The 25,146-nt window shown below is 56.6% G+C and carries 21 protein-coding genes; 9 read left to right on the top strand and 12 right to left on the bottom strand.

All coding sequences use genetic code 11. The features are described 5' to 3' along the window. Nucleotides 1-5 precede the first annotated feature (5 nt). Entirely contained in the window at nt 6-1,139 is a 1,134-nt protein-coding gene (locus JZX88_RS22415) for a tyrosine-type recombinase/integrase (RefSeq protein ID WP_206914771.1), read from the bottom strand. 123 nt (nt 1,140-1,262) lie between these two features. On the opposite strand from JZX88_RS22415, the gene JZX88_RS22410 reads away from it, so the two are divergent. Together JZX88_RS22410 and JZX88_RS22405 are read left to right on the top strand one after the other, a co-directional pair. After that, the gene (locus JZX88_RS22410) at nt 1,263-2,216 is read left to right on the top strand and encodes a DUF1403 family protein (protein WP_206914770.1); all 954 of its coding nucleotides are present in this window, start codon (nt 1,263-1,265) and stop codon (nt 2,214-2,216) included. A gap of 2 nt (nt 2,217-2,218) precedes the next feature. Then, nucleotides 2,219-2,914, top strand: a complete 696-nt coding sequence (locus JZX88_RS22405) for an SMC-Scp complex subunit ScpB (RefSeq protein ID WP_206914769.1) — start codon at nt 2,219-2,221, stop codon at nt 2,912-2,914. 302 nt (nt 2,915-3,216) lie between these two features. Here JZX88_RS22405 and JZX88_RS22400 read toward each other — a convergent pair whose 3' ends face one another. Further along, entirely contained in the window at nt 3,217-3,726 is a 510-nt protein-coding gene (locus JZX88_RS22400) for a hypothetical protein (RefSeq protein ID WP_206914768.1), read from the bottom strand. Nucleotides 3,727-3,981: 255 nt separating this feature from the next. On the opposite strand from JZX88_RS22400, the gene JZX88_RS22395 reads away from it, so the two are divergent. Further along, on the top strand, nt 3,982-5,889 hold the full coding sequence (locus JZX88_RS22395; RefSeq protein ID WP_206914767.1) for a methyl-accepting chemotaxis protein: 1,908 nt from the start codon (nt 3,982-3,984) through the stop codon (nt 5,887-5,889). 261 nt (nt 5,890-6,150) lie between these two features. Here the strand turns inward: JZX88_RS22395 and JZX88_RS22390 are convergent, their stop codons facing one another. The 3 genes from JZX88_RS22390 to JZX88_RS22380 form a co-directional block, all read right to left on the bottom strand. Further along, a complete protein-coding gene (locus JZX88_RS22390) occupies nt 6,151-7,119 on the bottom strand; it encodes a TniQ family protein (RefSeq protein WP_246753536.1) in 969 nt (322 codons plus the stop codon). 83 nt (nt 7,120-7,202) lie between these two features. Continuing rightward, entirely contained in the window at nt 7,203-8,081 is an 879-nt protein-coding gene (locus tag JZX88_RS22385) for a TniB family NTP-binding protein (protein WP_206914765.1), read from the bottom strand. Nucleotides 8,082-8,086: 5 nt separating this feature from the next. Next, nucleotides 8,087-9,736, bottom strand: a complete 1,650-nt coding sequence (locus JZX88_RS22380) for a Mu transposase C-terminal domain-containing protein (RefSeq protein WP_206914764.1) — start codon at nt 9,734-9,736, stop codon at nt 8,087-8,089. A 66-nt stretch (nt 9,737-9,802) separates the two neighbouring features. On the opposite strand from JZX88_RS22380, the gene JZX88_RS22375 reads away from it, so the two are divergent. Beyond that, on the top strand, nt 9,803-10,915 hold the full coding sequence (locus JZX88_RS22375) for an RHE_PE00001 family protein (RefSeq protein ID WP_206914763.1): 1,113 nt from the start codon (nt 9,803-9,805) through the stop codon (nt 10,913-10,915). 33 nt (nt 10,916-10,948) lie between these two features. Here JZX88_RS22375 and JZX88_RS22370 read toward each other — a convergent pair whose 3' ends face one another. The 7 genes from JZX88_RS22370 to JZX88_RS22340 all read right to left on the bottom strand — a co-directional run bounded on the left by JZX88_RS22370 (nt 10,949) and on the right by JZX88_RS22340 (nt 19,879). After that, nucleotides 10,949-11,365 (bottom strand): hypothetical protein, encoded by a 417-nt coding sequence (locus JZX88_RS22370; protein ID WP_206914762.1) that lies wholly within the window; start codon nt 11,363-11,365, stop codon nt 10,949-10,951. After that, nucleotides 11,362-11,919, bottom strand: coding sequence for a hypothetical protein (locus JZX88_RS22365; protein ID WP_206914761.1), 558 nt, complete (start codon nt 11,917-11,919; stop codon nt 11,362-11,364). Before JZX88_RS22365 ends, JZX88_RS22370 begins: the two co-directional genes overlap by 4 nt. A gap of 3 nt (nt 11,920-11,922) precedes the next feature. Then, nucleotides 11,923-13,857: a DUF3732 domain-containing protein gene (locus JZX88_RS22360; protein ID WP_206914760.1), complete on the bottom strand. Its 1,935-nt coding sequence runs from the start codon at nt 13,855-13,857 to the stop codon at nt 11,923-11,925. Then, a complete protein-coding gene (locus tag JZX88_RS22355) occupies nt 13,854-14,363 on the bottom strand; it encodes a three component ABC system middle component (protein WP_206914759.1) in 510 nt (169 codons plus the stop codon). The genes JZX88_RS22360 and JZX88_RS22355 overlap by 4 nt, the downstream gene beginning before the upstream one ends. Next, entirely contained in the window at nt 14,350-15,540 is a 1,191-nt protein-coding gene (locus tag JZX88_RS22350; protein WP_206914758.1) for an ABC-three component system protein, read from the bottom strand. The genes JZX88_RS22355 and JZX88_RS22350 overlap by 14 nt, the downstream gene beginning before the upstream one ends. A 255-nt stretch (nt 15,541-15,795) precedes the next feature. Next, nucleotides 15,796-19,086: a DEAD/DEAH box helicase gene (locus JZX88_RS22345; RefSeq protein ID WP_206914757.1), complete on the bottom strand. Its 3,291-nt coding sequence runs from the start codon at nt 19,084-19,086 to the stop codon at nt 15,796-15,798. Then, nucleotides 19,079-19,879 carry a hypothetical protein gene (locus tag JZX88_RS22340; protein WP_206914756.1) on the bottom strand — a complete coding sequence of 267 codons (801 nt, stop codon included), beginning with the start codon at nt 19,877-19,879 and terminating at the stop codon, nt 19,079-19,081. Before JZX88_RS22340 ends, JZX88_RS22345 begins: the two co-directional genes overlap by 8 nt. A gap of 643 nt (nt 19,880-20,522) precedes the next feature. On the opposite strand from JZX88_RS22340, the gene JZX88_RS22335 reads away from it, so the two are divergent. The 5 genes from JZX88_RS22335 to JZX88_RS22315 are packed head-to-tail and all read left to right on the top strand — an operon-like array spanning nt 20,523 to nt 25,134. Then, nucleotides 20,523-21,707, top strand: a complete 1,185-nt coding sequence (locus JZX88_RS22335; RefSeq protein WP_206914755.1) for an ABC transporter substrate-binding protein — start codon at nt 20,523-20,525, stop codon at nt 21,705-21,707. A 22-nt stretch (nt 21,708-21,729) separates the two neighbouring features. After that, nucleotides 21,730-22,602: a branched-chain amino acid ABC transporter permease gene (locus JZX88_RS22330; protein WP_206914754.1), complete on the top strand. Its 873-nt coding sequence runs from the start codon at nt 21,730-21,732 to the stop codon at nt 22,600-22,602. Nucleotides 22,603-22,644: 42 nt separating this feature from the next. After that, nucleotides 22,645-23,631: a branched-chain amino acid ABC transporter permease gene (locus JZX88_RS22325; RefSeq protein WP_206914753.1), complete on the top strand. Its 987-nt coding sequence runs from the start codon at nt 22,645-22,647 to the stop codon at nt 23,629-23,631. Further along, nucleotides 23,628-24,401: an ABC transporter ATP-binding protein gene (locus JZX88_RS22320; RefSeq protein ID WP_206914752.1), complete on the top strand. Its 774-nt coding sequence runs from the start codon at nt 23,628-23,630 to the stop codon at nt 24,399-24,401. Before JZX88_RS22325 ends, JZX88_RS22320 begins: the two co-directional genes overlap by 4 nt. Then, complete coding sequence (locus JZX88_RS22315; RefSeq protein WP_206914751.1) at nt 24,394-25,134, top strand: ATP-binding cassette domain-containing protein; 741 nt, start codon at nt 24,394-24,396, stop codon at nt 25,132-25,134. The genes JZX88_RS22320 and JZX88_RS22315 overlap by 8 nt, the downstream gene beginning before the upstream one ends. The last annotated feature ends 12 nt before the right edge of the window (nt 25,135-25,146 follow it).

The raw sequence follows: 25,146 nt of genomic DNA, 5'->3' as shown, positions 1-25,146 counted from the left end.
GCCAGCTAAAGCCCTGAAGCCTTGGTCAAATTCACACGGAAGCGATCACGTCGTCTCTGATATCGGCGGGTCATCTCTGCGGACGCGTGCCCCAGTTGCTTCTGGACATACCGCTCATCGACTTCGGCAGAAGAGGCGAGGCCAGCACGAAGGGAGTGACCGGAGAACTTAAACGCACGCTCAATCTCGCTGAGATCGCCGCGAACGCCGGCCGACATCGCGGCCCGCTTCACCAGGCGCGCCACCTCCTTGTCATTCAGCCGTTCTGGCCCAACTGCCTTGCCTTGTCCCGTCACGCGACGGAAGAGGGGACCGTGCGCAAGCTTGGCGAATTTGACCCAAGTCTCGACTGCCGCGATCGGGCAGGTGGAGTCTGAAGAACCGCGGCCAATTTCGACTTCCCGCCATCCAGTTTTGCCGCGCAGGGTGACGAGCATTCCCTTATCGAGGATTTCGATCCAGCCGCGCCCATCTTCGGTCTGGTCTGCCTTCAGATCAAGGCCAACGATCTCGGAGCGGCGAAGACCACCGGCAAAGCCGACCAGCAACATGGCACGGTCGCGCAGGCCACGCAGAGAACCGCGATCAAGGGTCTCGACCATGGCGATGATATCCTCTGCCATGACCGCCTCCTTCTGCACGGGCGGCCTGGCATGGCTGTTGCGAATCCCGGCCATAACGGTTGCGATGTGACGGTCCCTACGATCGAGGGCGAGCCCCCGCTGCGCATAATTCCATGACAGGGAGGAAAGGCGGCGCTCGATTGTGGAAACGGAATTGGCCTTGGCTCCTCTCTCGGCCGTCCCGGAGGCGCAGGCGGTGATATAGAGCCCAACTGTTTGCGGGTGCGGGGGGAGCGGAGCAAGATTGGACCGCCGGCACCAAGCAGCAAAATGCTTCCAGTCGGCGGCGTAGGCTTTGCGCGTATTGGCGGAACTGGCGGCTTCAACATAACCCCGGGCGCGATCAGCAAGGCTTGCAAGATGGGCGGGCGTCTGGTCCTCGCCGGTGACAGAGGGGAGGGGGCTTTCGCCCGACACCTCCGGCTCGGAAAGATCACGGCCAGCCCCCGTGCCGAGAGACGGCGCTGAGCTGTCCTCGACATGAATTTCGGTGTTCTGCTCGATGATTTGGGCCATTCTCTATATAAAGAGCAAGACGTCCGATAATGCAACATTATCGGACATAATATTATGCCGACATGCTGTGCGTTTTAAATCAATTATCTGGCCTAAACCGCACAGTCCGGTTATGATCCCTGCATGGATTTTCCGACGCCCGCACTATCGACCCCTCATGTTTGGTTGCCCAGCCTGCCCGGTTGGGCGCTGGCCCGCGGTCGGGAAACGGATGAAGCAAGCGCTGCCTTTGCTGCCGGTATCGCTCTGAAATTAATAGATGATTTGATCCGAGCAGACCTGCCATGGCTCGGCTGCTGGCGCGACCGCCTCGCCCTGAAATCGGCTGAGGTTGCGGCAAAAATGGTTGGTCGCGCTGAGGAAGAAAGTGCCATTCGCGATGCGGTATTGCTCACTGGTGCAGGTGACGATCCAGGTCCTGCCGGAAAGATATTTCTCGCCACACGATTGCTTGTGCGCCGTTCCGGCCCGATTGGGTCACTTGTCGTGAAGGAACTTGCCGATCTTTTGCAGCTTCGATGGGATGACGCCCTTGCTTCGATCCCGGATGAGGTCGATTCCGCGATCCAGTCCGCACGCGCGCCGCCTTTCGTCGCGGCGGATCTGATAGCAACAATTTGCACCGCCCGTGCCGATGCGGAAGTTCTGGCGTTGGGTCTCGCCGATATGGTGTTGGCGCAAAAACTGAAATGGCCCAAACCTGTGCCGCTGCTGCTGCCCGAGCGTTTTGGGCCTGCATTCCGCACGATCGGCGGTAGAGGACGTGTGCGGCCGGGCGAGCCTGCTTATTCGAGGGCGATCTGCCTGGCAGTGGTCGCGGGCGTGGAGGCGGCGTTACGTTCGGGTACCGACATTGATCGCCGCGCGGCACGGTTGATAGCTGCAGCGCCGAAGGTGCGGACCAAAGGGGCCAATGAAGTTATTCAGAAGCTCCTCAGCGAGGACGCTGTTTCGGCATCTGCGCCGGGTAGTCATCTGTCACGCTGGGCAGCCACTCGTCTGTTCGATCGATTGGAGAGTTTTGACGCGGTCCACGAGCTATCAGGTCGTCCGTCATTCCGAATATTTGGGTTGTGACAATGAGCAAGTCTCCAGCAGCCAAATCCGTAAGACGACCATCAAGACGACAGCAAGACGTCCTGTATGATCGCGAGTTGGAGGATCTGCCACCTGATCTGCGTTGGCGGGAGTGGATGCTGCGGGTTGAAGCGGTTATTTTTGCCTCAACTGAACCGGTGGGCCGCGAGTTTCTTGCGCGGGTGGTCGGTACAGACTGCAGCATCGACCTGTTGATTGATGACCTTGTCGAGGAGTTGCGGGACCGTCCCTACGAGCTGGTGTCGGTGGCTGGCGGATGGCAGCACCGCACTCGCCCGCGGTTTGCCGAAACTATTCGCGCCTCGACCGCCCCGACACAGTCCATAGCGGCGTCGCTTTCTGAAACCGAGGCGATGGTCGTGACTGCCATAGGCTATTTTCAGCCTATCACCCGGGCGGAGCTGTCGAAGATTTTCGGCAGAGAGATTAGCCGTGACACGATTGCCGGGCTGCGGGATGCCGGCTTTATTGTTTCGGGGCCTCGGAGCCCGACACCCGGTGCGCCGTATACATATGTAACAACAAAACTGTTTTTGTCCGTGTTCGGATTTGAAACCCTTCGTGATCTTCCAAATATCGAGGCACTGGAGGATGCAGGGCTTCTGAGCAGGCGAACTGCGGAACAGGCTGGTAATGATGCAAAAGCCGATATTGGCTACGGTGACGATGACGATTAACAAGCCGGCTGTAGATAAATAATCCTCCGCTGCACTTAACTTGACACTGAGAGCATCCGTTCGGAACTGAGTCGTCAAGGGTGACGTGGTGTCGATAACACACTGTCGTCTTGTTAAGCTGTCCAAATGGCTGAGACATGTAGGCAATTGGTCGGTTGCCGCCCGTTATCCCTAGTCTACGCGCAAACGCGTCCACAGCATTCTGATCACCACGTTGTTTTGTGACGGAGCTTGATCGGCGCCATCAGTATTCATTCAGAGTTCCACCGCCATCAACCGACCGATAGTCGAATAGTGAGATCTCACATACGCGACGCCGCAAGCTGCGCAATCTTGACGGTCGCGTCGTAACCGACGCCATTGGACATGATGGTGATGCTGTTTTTGCCCTTGAACGTGTCCACCGAGTAAAAATTCATAGGATTTTCGGTGATCTTCAACCCCCAGGCACTATCTCCTAACGCAGGAATCTCCACGAGTTCCCCCGGCTTGTTTTCGGCCTTCATGATTTCTATACCCTGATCGAAATAAGCCCGCTCCGCTCCAGCGGGGATACCAAGGCTTTCGCCCTTGAAGTACATGACCTTTACATAAGTACCCGATCTGCTGCCCTCCCAGGAACAAAGACCGTTGTTCGTTTCCCGGACACGTGCCGGAGCGCCAACGAACTGCTCCATATCGGCCGCAGGCACCTTCAGGCAAGCCGGCTCGTTGGGATTGACCAACACTCCTGGTGCTTTTGCTCCGTCCGCCGCTATGGCCGTGGTGGCTATGCTCAAACCCAATAATGCTAGTCCGGCATGTTTGCGCATAGCTCATCTTTCGGCTTCAACTTTAACTTGAATGGCGGATATTTACTCGCGATGGCTAATTTTTAGGCTATTCTATCCAGTTATTTATAATTCATAAACAGATTGACCCTAGATTTAACGGGTGCGCCCATGATTGTCCAATCCTCGGCGAGTTGAGGATGGGGATCCTCAGCGAAGCATCATCCTGCCAGACAGCCCCGAACAGTTGCCGAATTATCCAGAGACGTGCGTCTCTATTGCCTGGTTGAGGATGTAATGACTATCCGTGTGAAACTGCTTGCCTGCATCTCGGTGCTCACCGCTACAATTATGATGATTGCTGCCTTTTCCTTCTACGCGATGGAAGAAGAAGCGAAAATTGCTGACTCCATCGTGGTTGATCGCGTCGAACCGATGGAACATTTGAAAATCATCGGTGATCGCTATGCGGTCAACATTGTCGATACCGTTCACAAGACCCGTTCCGGGGTCCTGTCACCGATGCAGGGGACAGCGAATGTTCAGTCCGCACTGACTGATGTGAACGATCATTGGAAGGCGTACACAGGTACCACCCTGACAAGTGAAGAAAAGGAGCTTGCCGATCACTTCGAAGAAGCGCGCCGGAAGGCAGACGTCCACGTCCAAAAGCTTCTCGGTATCCTCACGTCGAAAGATGCTTCTGCGCTCGCCAGCTTCGCAGACAAAGAACTTTATCCGGCAATCGATCCTCTGGGTGGAGATATAGCCAAGCTAGTCGAGGTACAGATCCGTGTTGCCAAGGAAAAGCTGGCGGAAGGCAATGCCCTGAAGTCTATGCTGACAACCTTGATGATAGCGCTGACAGCAATGGCTGCCGCCGTTTCCGCCTTTTCGATCTGGACTGTCATTGCCGGCGTTATCCGTCCTGTAAACGCCATTACTGGCGCGATGGACGCCCTAGCAAAGGGCAATCTCGACGTCACCATTTATGGCGAAGGACGCTCTGACGAAATTGGTACCATGGCGTCCACGGTCGGTGTTTTCCGCGATAACGCACGTGATAGGGTTCGGCTTGAACAGGAAGCCGCAGCCAACCGTTCGCTTTCCGAGCAGGAGCGTGCTGACCGTGAACGCCTGCAGGCACAGGAGGCGTCGGAAGTTCGCTTTGCAGTCGATAGCATCGGCAGTGCGCTAGGCCGTCTCTCTGAAGGCAAGTTGAACTACAGGATTACCGAAACCTTTGCAGACCGGCTTGATCAGGTCCGTCTCGACTTCAATGATGCCGTCGCAAAGCTCGAAGACGCCATGCGGCGCGTCGGCCAGAATGCCCAGGCAATTGCAGCCGGGTCCAATCAGATCCGTGCGGCGGCCGACGATCTCTCGAAGCGGACGGAACAACAGGCAGCATCGGTCGAGCAAACAGCAGCGGCACTGGAGCAGATCACGACGACGGTCACCGACTCAAGCAGGCGTGCCGAAGAGGCCGGCAACATGGTCCAGCAGACGCGCCAATCGGCGGAGCACTCAGGTGCGGTGGTCAGCAGAGCTGTCACCGCGATGCACGAGATCGAGACTTCGTCGAATGAGATTTCCAACATCATCGGTGTCATCGACGAGATCGCCTTCCAGACCAATCTACTTGCACTGAATGCCGGCGTAGAAGCCGCCAGGGCGGGCGAGGCGGGCAAAGGCTTTGCCGTCGTTGCACAGGAAGTGCGCGAACTCGCGCAGCGTTCTGCAAAAGCTGCAAAAGAGATCAAGGCGCTGATTGGCAAATCGGGAGTGCAGGTCAAGAATGGCGTCGAACTGGTGACGGAAACCGGCAAAGCTCTGGAACAGATCGTCGCGCAAGTTCAGGGTGTCAGCACCAATGTCACGGCGATTGTCGAAGGCGCTAAGGAGCAGGCGACGGGACTGCGGGAAATCAACACTGCCGTCAACACCATGGACCAGGGCACTCAGCAGAATGCCGCCATGGTCGAGGAATCGACGGCGGCAAGCCATTCGCTGGCCAGGGAAGCGGAGGCACTATTCCAACTGATCGCCAGTTTCGAGATTGGTTCAACCCATGCAGCCACCGGTCCTCGCAGAGATCTGGAAACACCACCAGCGCCGTCTCCGGCAAGACGTCTGATGGCACGCGTTTCTAACGCCGTGCGTGGCAACACCGCTGCGAAGGTCGATAGCTGGGAAGAGTTTTAAAAATCTGAACTGATACCTGTATCCCCACTCTATTGACGCAGCTTCCGCCTAATCTTGTCGAAACGGTTAGGCGGAAGGCTTCAAGCTCGACGTCTACATCTCGTTCGCGCGCGAGTACGTCGCCAAAATTCCTGACAATGTTCAGCCGTTGATTTCAAAAAGATCATCTGGAATATCTTGGTGAATTCCAGAAAATTGCCGAGATCGATTCCATCGCCCGTTTCAAAGATGCTCCCGAGGCACAGGCTTTGAAGTGAATTTTCAACACTGGCAACGGACGATCGCGGCTGCATCTCTCCTGCGCGACGGCGACGTCACCGAAACCCGGCTCATTTTCTGAGCGGTTGCAAGGAAGTGCGTAAGATCGACAAATGGTCGGCTACCGCCAACCGCCGACCGCCCCGGTTGACGGGCGAGCGCATCCGTAAGCAGTCGGATTAGGACATTATTGCCACCATCTTTCGCGATTGGCGATCCGAGAGCCCGACCAACCCCATGAACATGCCGCCTGACTGTGCCGTCTTCGTATGGGTGGCATACAAGTTGCTCGTAGCATCGTGCACGAAATGACGCGGACAAACCAGTCAACAACTTTCGCTGATGGACGCCGGTCAATTGAGGGATGTCCATTAACCGCCGGACGAGCAGATTGTCGATCGGGGATCCGGCAATGAAACCGCTGCCAAAGATTTCATGGATGCATTGGTCAAGCTTTATCACCGCCGGGCATAGGTAGATGGTCGAGGCACGACGGAAGTCGTGACCACACCGGGCACAATAGTGGTGCGGTTTGAGTTCGCTCTGATCAAAGGCTGCCACGGGCTGATTGCAGGATGTGCATCGATCTCGCAACCTGTTGCTATGCTTTTCGCAGGTAAGCCGTGTTGCCAGCCGCCACTCTCGCCGAAAGTATGGGTGCGCATCAGTGGCCAGGCATCGCGGGCAGAATTGTAGCCATGTCGACCCCTGCCGCCGGTGAAGGTTTCGGAGGGGTAAAAAAAGCTGCCTTGTTTGGTTGTCCGGCAGTGTCATAGCGGTTAGCTGTTCAGGTGTGATAACCGCATACGTCTGCAGCTGTTTTGCCAAGGTGATGGAAAGCTTTAGATCAAGCCTGGCCGACCACATTCCAGGTGTGAGCCCCAGTACTCGGGCGAAAGAGCGCCCTGGTACACCGTTGGCATAGGCAAGCCTGTGTAGCCAGCTCGACAATAGCTCGTCTGGCTGTGGCATGACAGTGATGGGCCAACGTGTGGAAATTGTATCCAGGTAGCGCTCTTGGATGTCGATGAGTGGTGCGTCGATTTCTATGCGGGTCATATCAAACACTTGCGCAACGCCGCATTGCGCCGATGCGAAATGGGGGTGTAGCCAAGCTCATCGATACCGGTTTTGGTAATGCGTTCCGCTCCAGAACGAAGCGCCCCCACGGCAGCTTTGGTCACAACGGAGACAATCTCTCCGATCAAACCTTCCGATAGGCTGAAAATTCGTCGAGCCAATGTTTCATCCGATAGATCAGAGGCCTTCGCGAGAGGCAAAGCCGCTTCGAGGCTGTCGAGGAGGGTCAGGTAGCTTTCGTCATATTGCCACCTCGGGATTGCAACGAGGTCAAAGCGAGTTGCCATCTCGCTTGTGGCGTTGAGAAAATCGTAGATGGCGACTTCGCCGATGAGCACAGGCGAGATATCATACTGCCGGCCGATCCGGCGGAGAAAGGCAAACACCCCTTCGACGTCGCGGGACCTTCCCCGTAGAGCATTGTGGAATTCGTCAAATATCAACACCCTGGGTTTGATGCTCGCCAGCAAGTGATCCAACTGCTCCGCCTTCCGGCTAACATTCCATATATCGCCACCAGGCGCATGAAACGCCTGAAGAATACTGGCATAGAAATGGCCAAGTCCTGCTCCTTCACGTGTCTGAACAATCCAAACTCGTTGGTTCGGCGATGCCCGAAGGTGCTCCACCGCGAACCGCTCCGCGATCATGGTCTTCCCATTTGCATAGGGGCCTATGAGCATTAGCCCTTGGGTCCGCAGTGACACAGGTCGGGCCAGCAAGTCAGCCAGTCGTTGTTGGGTGTCCTTCGCGATTTGATGGCCAATCCACCTCGGCGCCCGCATATAGGCTACGCGTTCGTCATCTCCGAGGTCGAGAATGGGACGTACGTGGTCAAATAAATGATCAGACATGCCGCTCACCAGTCTTCCACCGGCAGACGATTCTTCTGTCTCTTGGGGTGAGCCCGGTTGGCCGGTGCTTCGCCTGGAGCGATTGAGGCGTAGGGCTTTTTAGCTGCCGTGGCATGCGCTCTACGAACCGCGTCCCGACGCTCCCGTTTGGAGAGCTTGGCAGCATCAGCGATGGCAGATATCTCACGGCGTAGAGCCACTTTTTCTATGCTTGAGCGCTGGTTGATAGCGCGCAATTGAGCGCGTTCCGCATCATGCTCCCACAAGGTCACCGGTTCAATGCGGCCATCGCGGCGTCCGACGGGTCGAAACGATCGGGTATCTGGATCACGAACATAGATATGGCTGATATCACGGGGATCGTATCGAACCTCAAGCTTACCGAGCCGGTCGCGTTCTGGAACGAAAGACCCGAGCCAGGAGCAATAGTAATGCAATGCGAACATGCTCAATCCCTGTGGTGAAAGTTGTCGGCCAGCGCTGGGCAGGAATGACAGAAGTACTCGTTGCGGCTCGTCCTCGTGTTCGGGCGACCCCGCGCTACCGCGTAGCCATTCTGCGGCCGGCACTTTCAGCGTTTTGGAATTCTCCTGTCTATTATGATCAAGGATTGCCAACGCCAGGCAGCGTTCCAATTCAGAGAAGCTCAGGCAAGCGCGCTGATGTGACGGATATTCGTCGCGATCGGCCACAGAACTTCCTGACGAACCGGGATATGTGGACAGCACCCCATTGAGCTTGCCCAAAAGCCGCTCGACAACGCCGCCCTGATGAACTCTACCGCGGTCGCGATGGCGAATACGAATCCCGTAGTCGTCGCAACCATGCTGAAAAGCATTTCCCTTGAATTCCTTGGCCGAGTCGGTGAGCAGAAGCTTCGGACGGCCGAACATTGGCCATGCATGGTGTATCGACCGAGCGGTAAGCCATTCGTCTTTCCGGCAGATCGCGTGTGCCAGACAAAGCGCAACAGACAAGACAGAGGGCTTTTCTAGGGTAAGGCAGAAGCCAAGAATGGCGCGGGTCGCAACATCGATGACGATCGTCAGATACGGTCGACCGATGAATACGCCGCCGTTGTTGACCACCTCTACGAAATTTATGTCGGTCGGAGTATGGTCGATCTGGCAGACATCAAGCGGGTGCGGTGCGTGGATATAACCCGGCCGCGGCTTGAGCCGCATGAGATGCTTAGGATTGGCCGACCGTTTTTTGGCGATCTCTTCCACGGAGAATAATGACGGGATTCGCCGGGAAATCGTGACGTAGGAAGGGATAACGACGCCGGCTTCCTGACATCGGGCGCGGATCTCGGCAACAACCGGCGCAAGAGGCGGCGCTTCAAGTGTCATCCACTGCTCGCGCAATGTTGTTTGGATGATCTCCTCTGCCTTCTCCGATAGCCGCTTGCGCCGCTCGGAAGGCAGCCGAGGCAATAATGCTGTTATCGTTCGCTCAACCCGATACCGGGCAAGGAGATTATAGATTTGTCGGGATGTTAGCTGAAGTTCAGCCGCTGCCCTGGCAATCGCGTCTTTCTTGGCTCGTCCAGCATCCAAGACACGATCGAGTTCGCGGGCGGTTCTCCGCGCCTTCAACCAGTCTTCCTCGGAAGGAAAAGGGCCGGCTCCACGATTTTGAAGTGGCTTTGGCATGCGCTGCCCCGTCGAAGTCGTTAGCGAAAATCTGGGCTATTTTTGCGCGCTAACTCTAACAAACGTATGACGTTTTGCCGTTTGAAATTCCAAAGTAAAAGCGACACCGGTATCGCGCTCACCCGTCTCGACGAGCGCATTGCCCGCTCGCCGGTCGGCGCCGGCTTTCTCGAACGGCAAAATTTCGCGGATGCCTGCGCCTCCCTGTGGATCGACGGCGAGCTCGTCCATCTCGAAGACCTCGTCCTCCACGACGCCCTTCGCGATACCCGCACCCCCACCCACGAACTCACCATCGCCCGCGACGTGCTGCGCACCCGCCGGCGGATTTCTGGTCAGTTGCCGGACTGGGCGCTATCGCCGGAAGGCATTCGCACGCTCCGGCAGACATCGGAGATCGCACCGACCGGCACGGAGGTGATCAAACCGGCCGACGTCTCTCGGACCGCGGTCAGGATCGACGGGGAAGGGGAGGGGGACGATGTCGATGACGCCAAAGATCTGCCGGGCGTCGACTACGCCGCCATCGATGCGGTGCTGGCCCGCTCTGAGGCCGCGATCGAGCAAGCGAGGCGGCCAGGACGCGCCGACACCCGCGAACGAGACCCTCTCGTCTACGATCTCGACTGGGACGAGGATGCCCGGCTCGACGAATGGCGCGGTGTCTTGCGCCACGCCCAGGAGATGCCGGCTGTGCTGCAGGCGATCATTGCCCTCGATGCCTGGAACGAACTGTCGGTGCTGCAGCACGCGCCCTGGCTTGGCAGGCTGTTAGCTGCGTCGATCCTGCGGGAAGCCGGTATCACCACCGGTGGCCACCTCGCCGCCATCAATCTCGGCCTCAAAACCATCCCCGTCGATCGGCGCCGGCATCGCGATCGTGAAACCCGGCTGCTCGCCATCGCTCACGGGCTTTTGGCGGCCCCCGAGATCGGCATGAAAGAACACGACAGGCTTAGATTGGCGAAGACGATGTTTGAGCGAAAGCTTGAGGGGCGGCGGACGTCGTCAAAGCTGCCGGAACTAGTGGAACTGGTGATGGCAAAGCCATTGGTGTCGGCAAAAATGGTGGCGAAAACGCTCGAGGTGACGCCGCAGGCGGCGCGGCGGATCGTTTTGGAACTCGGCCTGCGCGAGATGACGGGGAGGGGGAGGTTTCGGGCATGGGGCTTGATCTGAGGGGCATCTCTGCCATGCCTATGCCGTTAGAGGCTATTTTCTTCGCTGCTTAGGAGTTACCTCACGACGTTTGGCGAACAGCCGAATGACCTGAGTCACCGAAACGATTGTAAGTAGAAGCATGAGTGCGAGAGTGAGAACGAACATCGCCTTAACATCATCGAATGACCATTCGGCGTGGTGGCGCCATATTTCAGCGATGATTGCGATGCCGCGTGGCGCAAGAATGGTCGTTGACGCAATCGTCGCAAAGGCGAGCGGCACGGCTTTGGTAGACAGCGCGTTCATGATTTGGGTTCTTTGAGGTCCACGATCGTCTACGTCGGTAGCGGGCTTGACGTTGAGCGCTGCTGTCACAGCTGGAAGCCAGAGGGTGTAAAAAGCCGCAAGGACAGCTAGCACGAGACTTGCTGCCGAAATCACGTCAGGTAAATGTTCTGACGGGTTCATGGGTAGAGGCTCTGGAGTTCGATAAAAGCCCCATTCGCGACCAGATATGTGTCGAACGTTCCTGGCTTGCGGCGAATTGGGCTACGAGGACTGCTTGCCGCAGACAGTTGCGCGTTGAGCATTTCGATCACGACTACGTTCGGGAATCGAGCATCGCGCTCGGCTCCGTCCTCGCCTTGACATGCGGCAATGAACCGTCGAGCCGCACCTTCCATTACTCCTTTGAGTCGAGCCCGATGTCGAGAGAGCGTGGCGCGCAACAGCGCGCGGCCCTGCGAGATGGTCAGATTGAACAAACGCGCGATCCGCTCGTCGGTCGGAAAATTTGCAGCTGGCAAAGCGAGAAGCATAGCGACAAGGCGGCGTTCGCGCATGTCCGAAACGTTGATCAATGCTTGTCCCGCAAACATATCGACATACTCATTCAGCGCTGCTTTGGCAAAAAGCTGAAGATTCTGGCCGACATCTTCCAGCGCGCAGCCAAACGTGTCCGCCAAAGCAGCAGCTTCGTCGTCAGACAGGTTGATACTATAGTTCAGAGGGATTTCCAGCATTGCTCATCGCTCCGGCCAGTTGTAGGGCACAAGCGCCTCCTCTCCACGCCATTCCCTGATGATAGCCTCCTCGAACCACTCATCAGCGAGGTGGGCATGATCGAGTACGATCAGCTGGAAGTCAGGTTTTATTTCCTGGCATGCATGCGCCATTAGTTTGAACAGCGACTTTACAGCGGCGCGGTCCGCATCCTTCTCGATTTGATCCAATCCACCTTCGGATATGTCCGGTGGATAATAGGCCTGTGTCGGCTGATCGAAAATAAGGAATGCAGGCACCGGACGGTCCCGCTCACGCAGCCACCAGTGAATGGCTAGGTGACTCAGAACGTGATATCCGACCCAGTTTTCACCACTCCCCATTCGATTGAGCGGGATCGGTCCATCGACGGTATTAGCCACCACGGTAAGCTTTTTTACGTCCAGGCGCAGCGAGCTACCGCTGTGTTCTAGGTCGAGTTGGCCAGAATAGTCCGTCATTTTCTGGCTGATGAAGCTCATTATTGTTTGCAGGCGCGATTCTATATCGTCACTGTTAATGCGTGAGCGAACAGCTGAGATCAGGCTCTTCACTTGCTCGATGTCTGAAGCGAGTTCGAGATCGTCTCGATCTGGCGTCATGGCTTCAAGAAATTCTGCAAGTCGTCCCAGAAACCGGCCGCGCGAGACGATCAGGTCCTGACGTGCTTTGGCGGCTTCATCATCGAGAATAGCGCGCTGAAGCTCTCTTTGAACCAGCCGTAAGCTGTCAGTAGCCTCGCCGATCTTTCCTTCGAGATCAGCGATGTGCCGTTGAATATGCGGATTGTCGCGATAGAGGCCTTCGAGCTGTGTGCCGACTCGTCGCAAAGACTCCCTGACTTGCGTAACGCGGGGAATAGGGGACTCCAAATGAGAGTCGCAGAAGGGGCATTGTTCCGGCGTTTCGATGTCGTTCTTAAACAGCTCGATGCTTTTTAAGCGGGATCTTTGTTCGGTCACCTCACGTGAATACTCGGTCTGGTCGGAGAAGAAGGCTCGCGCGGCGCGAATGTCTTGATTGAGATCGCCTAGTCGCTCCTGCAGCGTGCTTTGTTCACCGCGGAGGCGCGCGATAGTCTCGCCAAAATCGGAGGTAAGGTCGGGTTGATCAATAGCGCTTTCGCTCACCCTTGCGAGGAAGGCAAAAACACTGTCGTCCACGGGCTGATAGTCTTGGCGGATCAGTCCAACCTTCTTCCCTTCATTGAGGATTCTTGTCAAACGTGACCGGCTGACGTCTACGGCCTGTATATGCTTGGCTTGTTGCGCTTCGAGGAGCCGCAGCTTCTTCTGCAACTCGTCCAACTCCCCGAAGAGCCGGAAGTGGTCCTCATCAACGGCCCCTAAGAAGTACGGAAGGGTATCCTTCATGGCCTGGGGAAGGAACTGCTCATTCATTCGATGGAAGAGCTGATCTTGGCTGGCGATGGTGTTCTGTTTTTGAAAGCAGAGAAAAAGAGCGTGGCCGATATCAGCTTCCAATGGTGGGCGAGAGCCTGTGGTCGGCCGGTGCTCGTTCTCTTGAATACCTGCGAACCGTGTGACGAACTCCTTGAGACTTTCCTCAGTGGTGTTTTTCGAAATCTCATCGAGTGATGGATAAGTTAGGCTCCGGCCGCGCTGGAAGAAAACCTTAGACCCAGTGCTGGCCCCTGGACCCGGATTGTCGCGAGCGATGAACACTTCATCCTCACCCTTGGCTATGTGCAGGCCGAACCACGAGACTTTCTTCCGGATCGTCCCTTCGGCGACATTGTAGCTACCGCGGCCGAGACAATAATCGACGATGTCAATAATCGCCGATTTACCGGTCTTCGACTTGCCCGTGATAATGTTCAATCCAGATTCACGGAAAGTCACGATCTGCTGATCACCGGAATGGCTGTAAACGACGATTGCCTTAATGATGAAACTCATGGGCGAACTCCCAGCGCCGCGGCGACTGAGGTTTCAGATCCAGATTTTGCAAGCCATCTACCCATGAACTTCGATCTATCTATGATTTCTTTGGTTTCTGCGGTGGTGTCGTCCAAGAATGATTTGGGAAAGGTTGCTCGACGTTCCCCAGGGCGGAGATTTCCCATGTCATCGACACTGATCGTCTTTGTCGCGATTCCGAAAAGGATCGCTTCCTTGATATATGGCGTTAAGTTATTTGCTCTTGAGGCAAACCCAATGAGCAGATCCTCGTTTTCCTGCACCCAGGCATAAAGTGACGTCACCGTTGAATAGGGCAGCCGCTCCCGGCTGCTACGGTGCAGAGTAGTCGATAACGCAAGGATCAGCAAAAAGAGCGACGCGCCCTCGCGGCCATCTTTGGTCAAGTCGCGCAAAAATTCATGGGACAGCGCGCAGAGGAATGAAGGACCGAAGAGGTTTGCTTCTTCAGGCGGGCGCCTCATCCATGGGTCAAGCCGCGCCATCGTCAGCTCCAACCGTGAGATGGTCGAGGAAGTTGGGATGCCAGCCCACCTTCACCCGATCCGCCAAGCCATGGAACGATCCCGCAGTGATCCAAGTCTCGATCACGTTGCGAAATTCGATTTGCTGCTGGCTTGCCCAGTGGAAGACCTTGCGACCCATCGCGTTCTTAGAAGCATCGTCGGCTGTTTGAGCTTCACCGCACTCTTCTTCGAATTTGCGTTCCCAAGAATCCTGCAGCTTGCTCTCAAAGCGGGCAACATCACCGTCGAGCAGCAGATTTTCTCGCGCCCACTTCGACCGTTGGGTATTCGACCGGTAGAAATCCTGGATGCCGCGCTTTATCGCCCTGTCCGATAGCTGGATCAGACGCATTTGTTTGACGTAGGTCTCGCCCTCATCCTCGATTGAGTAGGGTCGCTCACCGAACTCGGTAGGATCGCTGACAGGCAGGCCGGATGGCCCATAAAGTGCCGCGAATTCCTGTGCCTTTATTGCGATGTGCTGAACCGGGATGTCCGAGGTCTCCACCCCTACGAGACGCTTCGCAACCACCCCCAGCCACCAACCTTCAAGCGATTGCGCGACCTTGTCAGCCGAGGTGGCCGACAGGATACGAAGCTCCCCTTCCACCTCATCGAAAACATTGTGCAGGTCCGGCGCGCCATCCAATACCACAATGGAGGCAAGTAGCACGTCCGCCTCTTCGTCGGTCAAGGACAGGAACTCGAGACGGCCCGGCTCCGATGTCTTGTTGGTCGATGCGCGGGCGGCAGCTGAGAGCCGCTCTCGTGCTGCGTTGCGGTCATCAGGTCCGCTGCCAGTTCGCAGCATTGCCAGCGCCCCCCCAGCCGGCGCCGTCGCAGTTGTGATCAGAAGCCGACGAGTATCGGCATTTGAGAAGGAACCTGCCTTCAGCTGCGAAATCCAGATCCGGAGGGTTTTCCAGATGTCGACGCTATTATCGGTGACATCCTTTGGACCGATATGGTGTTTAGCTTGAACGACACAGTGCGCCAGATCCTCTTCGTGAAACGCTATATCGTCAAACTTTTCGATCGAGACATGGCAATTCGGCTTGACCTTCATTTCGCGTATCGCAAGAAGTAATGCCAATCTGCACTGATAAAGATAACCGGCAAGAGAACCGGATGCATCGTACTGGTTGGCCAATTGCAAGCCTTTCTCCCCCCCGAATTTGTACTGCCAACTTAGTATTATTTATACAGTAATTTCCAGTGCAGAGAGTCGGATTTCCACGAGGTTAAGTTGAGGCGTTGCTGAGGCATCAAATATCGCAGGCGATTGGCATAAAATTTCTACGGAACAGAAAAGCACCCGTGAAGGGACACGGGTCAGCTTTGAAGGTTGGAGTTAATCGCTCCGTCGACAAGAGTGAATCAGGTTCGACCCACGGCCGTCAAATCAGTCGCTTTATTCTAGGAAGTTATACAATGCTTTTCCGCGCCTCACCCGGTCCCGCGTGTCGTCGAAATCTTCGAATGCGCCGCCATCTTCAATATACGGTCTACAGGCATGATAAAGTGCCATTGCCCTTACCCGCGAAATGGCGCGGCCCTCTTCCAGTCGACTTGCGAGCGAGTCGGGGCTATCGCATCCTTCGCGTACGATCGCAGCGAGTGTCGACAATACAGTTGAGATGGGTGTGGTCGGTTCTCCTGCGAGATCACCAGCAACATTTCGGGCGATCAGGATTCTGGCAGGAAGGCCCGCGATGAATGCCAAATCCTGGACAACCCTTAGCGCGAACTGCCGCGCAAACTTACAATTACCGACGTCTTGGCTACCCGTGTAGTGCCGCTCGATTTCGCATAGAGGTCTCGCAGACATCCAGAGGGGCAAAATATTTAGAAGCGCAGATAGGCCTTGCTCCCCCCGCTCTTCGTCCGAAGGCAGTTTCTTGTAGGCCTCGCCAAAAAGCCCTTCGAGGTTTTCGGGCCTGACGAAGTCGAGCAGTCGATCCGGGATTTCCGCGATCCATTTGAGCAACTTCGTCATAATCTCGATCGCGCTTCCTTCGAGAATGCCGTTGTCGAGCAGTGTCTGGATCTCACGCAGATTTTGCACAGAAACGCCTGTCGATCCAGAAACGAGGTCCATCCACCCTCGTACTGACGATTCGCCCATGAGAGCCTTGGCGTCTAGTGCTGCTTCGATACGGCTCTCGATCCATTGTTCGTTGCCGTCCCGGCGTGCCCTGTACGCCGCAAAAGAGCGAGAGAGCAATGTTCTCGCCCCCTCGAACTCGTCTTCACCAGAAGATAGAGGCAGCTTGCTCACTAGATAAGAAGCCATGCCACCTTCCACCGCACTGACATGAATTCGATCCAACAGCTCTGTTAGGGGGTCATTGATCTCGAGGCATTGATCCGACTGCTGGAAGATGTTTCGCAAAGTTTCCCAGTGATCGCCTATTTCGCCGGTCGCCTCGTCGAAGTCGATAACGCGGCTAGGGACGACCAATACGAGTCCTTGAGAGCGCTCGCCGGCCCGTCCGGCCCGCCCGGCGGCGTTGAGCACCTCGTGCGCTTCCAAGACTTCCATCCTGTTGGCCGCCGGATCGAAGCGGCTATCGCCCGCGATTATCACGATTTCCGCAGGAAGATTCATACCCTGCGCAAGGGTCGAGGTAGCGAAAAGCACGCCGATGCCGTCTGGCCTTTTGAAGAGTGATTCATGCAGATGGCGTTCCTCCCTGAGAAGGAGGCCGTGATGGCTTGCCGCCCCGCCACTGAAGGTCCCGTCTTCGTCGAGACGCAGATAGCAGTATTCCGATCCGCCCATCTCCTCGACGACAATAGTTCGCCATTTCCGCTCACTCTCAGTCAGCGTCACAGGCAGAGACTGATGGAGTTTGTGGAAATCGCGGCTTGCGGCATTCGCAAGTACAGTTGTCTGAACGAAAACCAAGGTCTTGATGCCGCTCGCCGAGGACGCCGCAGCGATGGTAGCACTCAGTTTATTACCGTTGGGTGTGAGTCGCCATTGGCGTTGCCTGCCCACTGCCGTACTGAAATGCGGCGCGTTGTCGATCAATTTCAATAAGGTGTATTCTTCCGTATCCGTACTGGCCCAAGTCTGGTGCAAGGAGAAGAGGCCGACTGGCGGCGCGTTCAGCTGTCGCTCTATTTTTGCCGGCGCGCCGTTTTTTTTCTGCGGATAGTCCTGCCGCGCCTGGATCAAAATCTTCAATAGCTCGGATATGCGGTTCGCGGGATAAACGACGGTCCCTCGGATCTGGCGTGTCGGCTTCCACGTCAAATCCAGAGCAAGGCAATCGCGGCCGGTCAGTTTCTGCACCCACGACGCTATTTCGCCTGCGTTTTTCATCATCGCAGAGAGCAGCAGAACGTCGGCAGATGGTGCTGTCGCCGTTAGATTGAGGACGGTCAGCATCGCGTCTACAGCGCGTCGGCTTCTGTCGTCATCTCTTGGATGGAGCAAATGGCATTCGTCGAAAACAATGAGGCCGAGGTCTTCAAATGCCTCGGGCTGGACCGAATGGAGAAGGAGGCATCTTTCTGGCGTGGTGACTATCACGGAGGGTAGCACCACGACGTCAGCGAAAGTGACCTCGTCCTCAAGTTCGCTGACAACCTCGTAATCCTGGAATGTCTTTGCAAGCGCCGTTGCAGTCTGGTCGACCAGAGCGTTGGTAGGCGCGAGGAAGACCACCTGCTCGCCGCGTAAAAGAGCTGCCGCGATCTTCAATTCGGCCAGCGTGGACTTCCCGCCGCCTGTCGGGAAGCTGATCGCGGCCGAAACCCCCTGTTCGAGATAGCCCTTATCAATCGCATCCCGGTGGTTTCGCCAGAGATATGGGCGCTTCGCCGCCATTCTCTTAACTATTTTCCGCCAAGCCGGCTCTCCGACGCCGCCTGGGGTCGGAGTGCGGGCGATCGCTGTAACCATAAGATCCCGCTCAACGGCAAGGAGGAGGTTTGCAAGGTGAAGAGGGCCGGAGAAAAGACTATAGACCGCGTTGTCCGCAATTTCATCAACGCTTAAGGCTTTTACTTTTGCGAATGTCGCCTGAGCAGTTTCTCCCTCGGTTAAATCTTCATCATCGGTTCTCAAGAGGAGCTGCCTGGCTAGCTTCCTAACTCCAATGAACAGATGGAGAAGGAGTGCCTGTTGTGCCTGGTCATCGAGTGGCGCATCTTCGTCAAACGCTGGGTCGTCCATATCCAGAATATTGTTCAGCTCACCCTTAGCAAGGCAACGGATGGAGAGAAGCAGAGCATCCTCGATTTTGGTAGCTCTTATCTGATCAGGGAGGATCGCTTTGGAAGCCTCGGCCGCGTCCGCGAAAGAGTCAGCGATCATGAAGAGAAGCGTTGCGCAAACTTCGGGCGAAACAGAGGATCTGGTGATGAAGCTCTGCCGAGGTCGACTCTGCCGTAGTGCAATACCTTGGGCATAAACTTGGTGCGCCGTTCCCGAAATGAATGCCGCTGCGGCCCGATTCTCACGGTCCGGAAGTAACGCAACTAGGGCTTCGTGTGTCGCCGAGAGGCGTCTCATCCGGCGAAGCGTGCCTATCAGTGCTGGAGAAAGGTTCTCGTCCTGATCGTCTGTAAACCGCAATCTCGCCGCGACTATCTCCGCATACGCCTTGGTAAATTCCTTAGGGAGCTCTTCAAGATTGACGCCCGCCAGTTCCGGGCCTGAGGCGATTAGAGATACAGTCGAGGCATCAAACATGGGGAGCGAGCTCGGATATGCGAGTTTCGACCTTGTCGGTGAAAGCCTCCATCCAACCCCTCATATTCGGGATAAAGATTGTTTCTGCACGACGACGGTTTACATTGCCGGTTACAAGATCATTGTAGCCCTTAAAAAGTCCCTTGCGGACGTTGTCATCGAGATGCTTGTCTTTGACGGTTATGCTTATCCGGTAGCGCCTTGCGTCTTTCCAGATTATCTTTTCGATGGCTTCCTCGATCGCGAAATCGGATGCGGAGCCATGGAGGGCCTCAAGCATCGAAGTCGCTTCATGCGTCAGTTCCGTGATCCGCTGTCCGATTTCGAGCTTTTGAACCTCAGGCCAGACCTTGTTGCGTACCGTGTCTCGAGGTGATGTCGTGGCCTTGTCCTCGAAAATCACGATCGCCGACACCGTGCTACCGTCTGCCGACATCTCCAGCTGCATGCCGTCGAAACCGTGGTCAGCCTTGCGAATATGGGGGGCTCGAATGAACGCGTTGCCGCGGTTAGCATTGGCAGCAATCCAAGAGATTACTTGGAAAATCCAACCATCGCGCTTCGATGAAGAGCCATCTGCGTCCAGTGCGAGCTTGTCAAGCGCGTCCGCAACGTGCTCGGCGGTCGTCGTTGGCGGCCTTGGGGCCAGTCGCTGCAGTACCTTGGAGATGTGTCGGTACTGTCCGAGCGTGACGCGGGCTACCTGATCGACAAGTTCGTCCTCGTCTTCGATCTCCCAAGACCACCCATGACATAGTTGGTCATGATCCGTCGCCGCCAAACTGAGTGTCATTTTCGATGCGCATCCCCACGAGTGCCGATTCGCCGACCCCATTCATATGGTTGCATTTTTCGTTCAAGCGCGACACGGCATGTTTAAATGCCGTGTGAAAAAAGTGACGCGGTTACCTTTGTGGATGCCGTCAAGCCATGAGCAATGGTTCTGCTCGGCAAAAAGAGATAAGATCAGTTTAGATTTTTGATAATCAATGATTTACGTGGAGTTATTTGAGGGTCGATGGTTCACATCCCATCAAGAGCTCAACTAAGCCCAACTTCTCCGCTGTCAGCTCGAAACAGATGACTACGCAGCTTGCTGCGGAGCACAGCTTGAAGGTCCTTTGCGGCCTTCATGCAACGCCGCGCTATCCGTGTTTTTGGAAAGACACTTGGTTAATCAACTGTTTTCATGTTCTTTCGGTCCGCCATCGCAGTTTCGGGGAGGGGGTGCCGATCGGCCGCTGGCGGGCGAGGTCAAGTCGCGGCATAAGGAAACGCTATAGCGGCAGAAAGGAGTTGTGTTGGCCAAAAGTCCTGACATGAACCTACTCTGCCCGAAAGATTAGCGAGACGTTAATCGACAAGAACCGCATAAGCGGCAGGAGGCGACCGGACATCAGGGCCGGAAAGATAAATCCGAAAAACGGAGTGGGAACATGACACGTAGAATTACACGCAGGTTTCTTCTGATTTCCGCAGCAGCTATCTCGGCCTTCGGCGCTCAGCCGATCGCCCATGCCAGCGCTGCCGATAGCATCAAGGTCGGCGTCGTCGCGCCGATGAGCGGTCCCAATGCCCGATACGGCGCTTTTTCAATGCGTGGCGCCGAGCTGGCGGTGAAAGACATCAACGATGCCGGCGGCATCAATGGCCAAAAGATCGAACTCTTCAATGCCGACAGCCAGGGCACGCCGGTCGAAGGTGTTTCGGCAACGCGCCGCCTGATCGATCAGGATGGTGTCAGCTTCGTAATCGGCGACGTGTCAAGTTCGGTTACGCTGGCCATGCAGCCGGTGGCGGAAGATGCCGAAGTCCTTCTTCTCAACGCCGCCTCGTCAAACCCCAAGATCACATATCAGGCAGGTGTCGGTGGGTTCAAATGGACCTTCCGCAACTATCCGACCGATGAAAATCGCGCACTGGTCGTGGCCAAATACGCAGCCGAACAGCGCGGCTTCACCAAGTTCGCGGTCCTTTCGGTGGACAGCGACTACGGTCGCTCGGCGATTACCTTCACCAAGAAATATCTCCCCGACTTCAAGGGCGAAATCCTCAGCGAGGATTATTACAAGGAAGGCGAGGTCGACTTCCGCAGCGTTCTGGCCAAGATCCGTGACAACGGTGCGCAGGCGATCATCCTGTACGGCCTGGCGGATACGACCCCGATCATTGCGCGCCAGATGCTGGAACTTGGTCTGGCCGGCAAGGTCACGCTGATCGGCAACGGTGAATTCAACACCGAAAAGACCATCAAGTCCGCGCCGAAGGCGATGGAAGGTGCGGTTGAGGCGGCAGCCTGGCTTCCGCAATATGACAGCCCGGCCAGCAAGGCTTTCGTCGAGAAGTTCAACGCCACCTACAAGGAAGCCCCAAACAACCACGCCTATGTTCATTGGGACACGGTCAACCTGTTGGCGCAGGCCATCAAGGAAGCGGGAACGTCGGATAAGGAGAAGGTCCGCGAGGCGCTGTCCAAGATCAAGTATACGAGCCCTGTCGGCGAGGTCACTTTCGACGATCACAACCAGGCGCGCCTGCCGATGATCCTGCTGCAGATCGAAGACGGCAAGCCGAGCATCAAGGGCGCCTATACGGCGGAAATCCAGTACCCGGCCAACTGATAGACGGGGAGGGAGACCAACCATGTTCTCGACAATCATCGAGCAGGTCATAAACGGCATCGTCACCGGTTCCGTTTATGCGATCGTCGCCGTCGGCATGACGATGATCTTCGGCGTGCTGCGGGCCATCAATTTCGCTCACGGCGAATATTACATGCTGGGGACGTTCGGGGCATGGTTTGCCATCGACTATCTCGGTCTTTCCTATGAAGCCTCAATCGTCGTCGGTGTCCTGTCGACGATTGTCGTTGCCTATGTGGTGGGGCAACTCGTGATGCGCAGGATGGTGGGCGCGCCGGCGGAGTCCGGCGTGCTTGCCACCCTCGGTATTGCCCTCATCCTGCAGAACACGGTCATCTTCGTGTTCGGTGGCGGCTACAAGTTTTTTGCCGGCGGCTACATCGAGCCGGTTTCCATCCTCGGCTTCTCGCTGGCGCAGCAACGCATCATAATTCTCGTTGTCTGCCTTCTGGTCTTCATCGGCTTGGAGCTGATGGTCACCTACAGCCGCCTCGGCATGGCCATGCGTGCGGTGTCGCAGAACATCCAGTGCTGCGGCGTGGTCGGCATCGACGTGCCGCAGGTGGTACTGCGAACCTTCATCCTCGGTGCGGCGCTTGCTGCCCTGTCGGGTGTTCTGACAGCACCGGTGAATGTCAGCGTTTATGGCGGCATGGGCGAGCTCATCACCTTCAAGACCTTGCCGATCATCATCATGGGCGGCCTGGGCAATGTGCGCGGCACCTTCTACGCTGCCATGATCCTGGGCATCGCGGAGAGCCTGGTCGCCACCTATATCGGCCTGCAGTTCCGCGACACCGTCGGATTTGCGACGCTCATCCTGATGCTGATGTGGCGGCCCCATGGCCTGTTTTCGACGCAGGCGCGCTTCTAGGAGCCGCGCCCGCCGAACCTTCTCGAACTCTGAGGACCCGACATGTCTCTGACGGACACCGCTCCCCGGGCACGCCGCCGCGATCTGCGCATACCGCTCGCCGCCGTCCTGATCGTCATCGCGCTCGTCGCACCTTTCATTGGTACACGCTACGTCACCCATTCGCTGATCATCGCCCTTATATTCATGCTACCGGCGCATGGGCTCAATCTGCTCGTCGGCTACACGGGGCTTCTGTCGCTGGCGCAGGCCGCGTTCTTCGGTATCGGCGCTTATACAGCCGGCCTGCTTGCCGTGCATTACAACACGCCCTTCTATGTCAATCTGATCGCCGCTGGCCTGGTATCGGGCGCAATCGCCCTGCCGCTCGGCATCCCCGCGCTCAGGCTGCGCTCCACCTCCTTCGTCATGTGTACGCTAGGCTTCGTCATCATCGGCCAGGCGATTTCCAAGAACTGGATCTCGCTGACACGCGGCGACATGGGACTTTCGGGAATTCCGAAACCATATTTCGAGCTCGGCCCTCTTTCGTTCGGCGTCAGCGGGACAACGAATTTCTATTATCTTGCACTCGCGGTCTGTGTGCTGGGCACGCTGATTGCCTGGGCAATCGTTCGTTCTCCAGCAGGCCGCAACATGGTGGCGATCCGCGAGAACGAAACGCTGGCGGAATCGCTCGGCGTTCCGACCTGGCGCTACAAGCTCATTGTTTTCATGATCAGCGCCGTGTTTGCAGGCGTCGGCGGCTGCCTTTACGCCCACTATCTGACCGTCGTCAGCCCGCTGACATTCCAGATGTATTATTCGACCACCATGCTCATCATCGTCCTGGGCGGCGGCGCGGGCATGGTTTCCGGCACCGTGCTCGGAAGCTTGCTGTTCGTCGGCCTGACCGAAGCGCTGCGCGTCGCACCCGAAGTCCGCATGATCGCCTATGGTGCCTGCCTCCTGGTTCTTGTCTTCTGGTTCAAGAAGGGTTTTGCGCCGCTGATCAACCGCTTCTGGAACGCGATCGGAGGTTCGAAATGACATCGCATCTTCCTATTCTGGAAATCCAGAATCTCAGCAAGTCCTATGGTGCCGTGCGGGCCGTCAACGATGTCAGCATGCATGTCAATCGCGGCGAGATCGCCGGTCTGATCGGACCGAACGGTTCCGGCAAGTCGACTTTCTTCGACTGCACGACCGGGCTTGCCCAACCGAGCGCCGGCAAGGTGATCCTCGATGGGCAGGACATCACCGGATGGTCGCTCAACCGCATTGCCCGCGAAGGGCGCATGCTGCGCTCTTTCCAGAACACGGTCACCTTCAAGGCGCTGGATGTCGAGGAAAACCTGATCATCGCCGGTCAGATGTTCACCTTTCCGTCGCTGGCATCGACCTTCGGTCTCGGAAAACTGTCGCGCAGCCGTATCAACGGACTTCGCGAACGGGCGCGTGAACTGATCAGGATGGCGGGCCTGTGGGATGTGCGCCATCAGCCTGCAGGCAATCTGTCCGGGGGCCAGCAGAAGCTGATCCAATTCGCTTCCATGCTCATGCCCGAGCCCAAGATCATCCTGCTGGATGAGCCGATGGCGGGCATCAATCCGAAGATCATCGAGCGTGTGGTGGAAACCATCCAGTATGCCAACAAGTCGCTTGGCGTCAGCTTTCTGGTGATCGAACACAATATCGATGTCGTCACCAGCATCTGCCAGCGTGTCGTCGTGCTCGATCAGGGATCGAAGCTCGTCGAAGGGTTGCCGCATGACATCATTCAGGACCAGCGTGTGAGGGAGGCCTATCTCGGTGGCTGACAGCAATCTTTCCATCAAATCCTTGCGTGCGGGATACGGCAATCTCGACATCCTGAACGGCGTCGATCTCGACATTCCCGGCGGCCAGTTCGTGGCCCTGATGGGGCCGAACGGGGCGGGCAAATCCACCCTTCTCAAGACGCTCTACGGCATGACCACCATCAAGGAAGGCAGTATAGACTGGCGCGGCAAGAACATTGCCGGCGTCACGTCGAAAGGCATTCTGGGCGAAGGCATATCCTTCGTGCCGCAGGGGCGTTGCAATTTCCCGGTCATGACGGTCGACGAAAACCTGCAGATGGCGGCGTACACGATCCGCGATGCCAAAGTGAAGGCCGATCGCGACTACGTCTATGATCTCTTCCCGATTCTCAAAACGCGCAGGTCCACGCTTGCCGGCAACATGTCCGGAGGCGAGCAGCAATTGCTCGAAGTGGCGATGGCGGTGCTGCAGCGTCCCAAGGTCCTGCTGGTCGACGAACCCTCGGTCGGGCTTTCTCCCGTCGCAATCGGCATCGTGTTCGACGAACTGTTGCGGCTGCATGCCGACGGCATGACCATTCTTCTCGTCGAGCAGAATACCAAGAAGGCAATGGAAGTCGCCCAGCGGGCGGTCATCCTTCGGCTTGGCAAGGTCATCTGGGATGGAACGCCAGCCGATATCACCCATGATGAACTGGGCGAACTGTTCCTGACGGGAAAGATGCGTGGCGAGCTTGAAGCCGCTCATTGACATCTTTTGAAC

Origin of the sequence: Agrobacterium sp. OT33, assembly GCF_017313365.1 — a bacterium.
Taxonomy (GTDB): Bacteria; Pseudomonadota; Alphaproteobacteria; order Rhizobiales; family Rhizobiaceae; genus Agrobacterium; species Agrobacterium rhizogenes_A.
This window is presented reverse-complemented; position numbering and strand designations above follow the sequence as displayed.

Bases quoted from the DNA above. Each gene is read 5' to 3' on its own strand.
- JZX88_RS22335 (WP_206914755.1), top strand. From the start codon at position 20,523: ATGACACGTAGAATTACACGCAGGTTTCTTCTGATTTCCGCAGCAGCT.
- JZX88_RS22405 (WP_206914769.1), top strand. From the start codon at position 2,219: ATGAGCAAGTCTCCAGCAGCCAAATCCGTAAGACGACCATCAAGACGA.
- JZX88_RS22410 (WP_206914770.1), top strand. From the start codon at position 1,263: ATGGATTTTCCGACGCCCGCACTATCGACCCCTCATGTTTGGTTGCCC.
- JZX88_RS22345 (WP_206914757.1), bottom strand. From the start codon at position 19,086: ATGTTTGATGCCTCGACTGTATCTCTAATCGCCTCAGGCCCGGAACTG.
- JZX88_RS22415 (WP_206914771.1), bottom strand. From the start codon at position 1,139: ATGGCCCAAATCATCGAGCAGAACACCGAAATTCATGTCGAGGACAGC.
- JZX88_RS22375 (WP_206914763.1), top strand. From the start codon at position 9,803: ATGACGTTTTGCCGTTTGAAATTCCAAAGTAAAAGCGACACCGGTATC.
- JZX88_RS22360 (WP_206914760.1), bottom strand. From the start codon at position 13,857: ATGAGTTTCATCATTAAGGCAATCGTCGTTTACAGCCATTCCGGTGAT.
- JZX88_RS22400 (WP_206914768.1), bottom strand. From the start codon at position 3,726: ATGCGCAAACATGCCGGACTAGCATTATTGGGTTTGAGCATAGCCACC.
- JZX88_RS22370 (WP_206914762.1), bottom strand. From the start codon at position 11,365: ATGAACCCGTCAGAACATTTACCTGACGTGATTTCGGCAGCAAGTCTC.
- JZX88_RS22385 (WP_206914765.1), bottom strand. From the start codon at position 8,081: ATGTCTGATCATTTATTTGACCACGTACGTCCCATTCTCGACCTCGGA.
- JZX88_RS22320 (WP_206914752.1), top strand. From the start codon at position 23,628: ATGACATCGCATCTTCCTATTCTGGAAATCCAGAATCTCAGCAAGTCC.
- JZX88_RS22395 (WP_206914767.1), top strand. From the start codon at position 3,982: ATGACTATCCGTGTGAAACTGCTTGCCTGCATCTCGGTGCTCACCGCT.
- JZX88_RS22380 (WP_206914764.1), bottom strand. From the start codon at position 9,736: ATGCCAAAGCCACTTCAAAATCGTGGAGCCGGCCCTTTTCCTTCCGAG.
- JZX88_RS22355 (WP_206914759.1), bottom strand. From the start codon at position 14,363: ATGGCGCGGCTTGACCCATGGATGAGGCGCCCGCCTGAAGAAGCAAAC.
- JZX88_RS22325 (WP_206914753.1), top strand. From the start codon at position 22,645: ATGTCTCTGACGGACACCGCTCCCCGGGCACGCCGCCGCGATCTGCGC.
- JZX88_RS22340 (WP_206914756.1), bottom strand. From the start codon at position 19,879: ATGACACTCAGTTTGGCGGCGACGGATCATGACCAACTATGTCATGGG.
- JZX88_RS22390 (WP_246753536.1), bottom strand. From the start codon at position 7,119: ATGCCACAGCCAGACGAGCTATTGTCGAGCTGGCTACACAGGCTTGCC.
- JZX88_RS22365 (WP_206914761.1), bottom strand. From the start codon at position 11,919: ATGCTGGAAATCCCTCTGAACTATAGTATCAACCTGTCTGACGACGAA.
- JZX88_RS22330 (WP_206914754.1), top strand. From the start codon at position 21,730: ATGTTCTCGACAATCATCGAGCAGGTCATAAACGGCATCGTCACCGGT.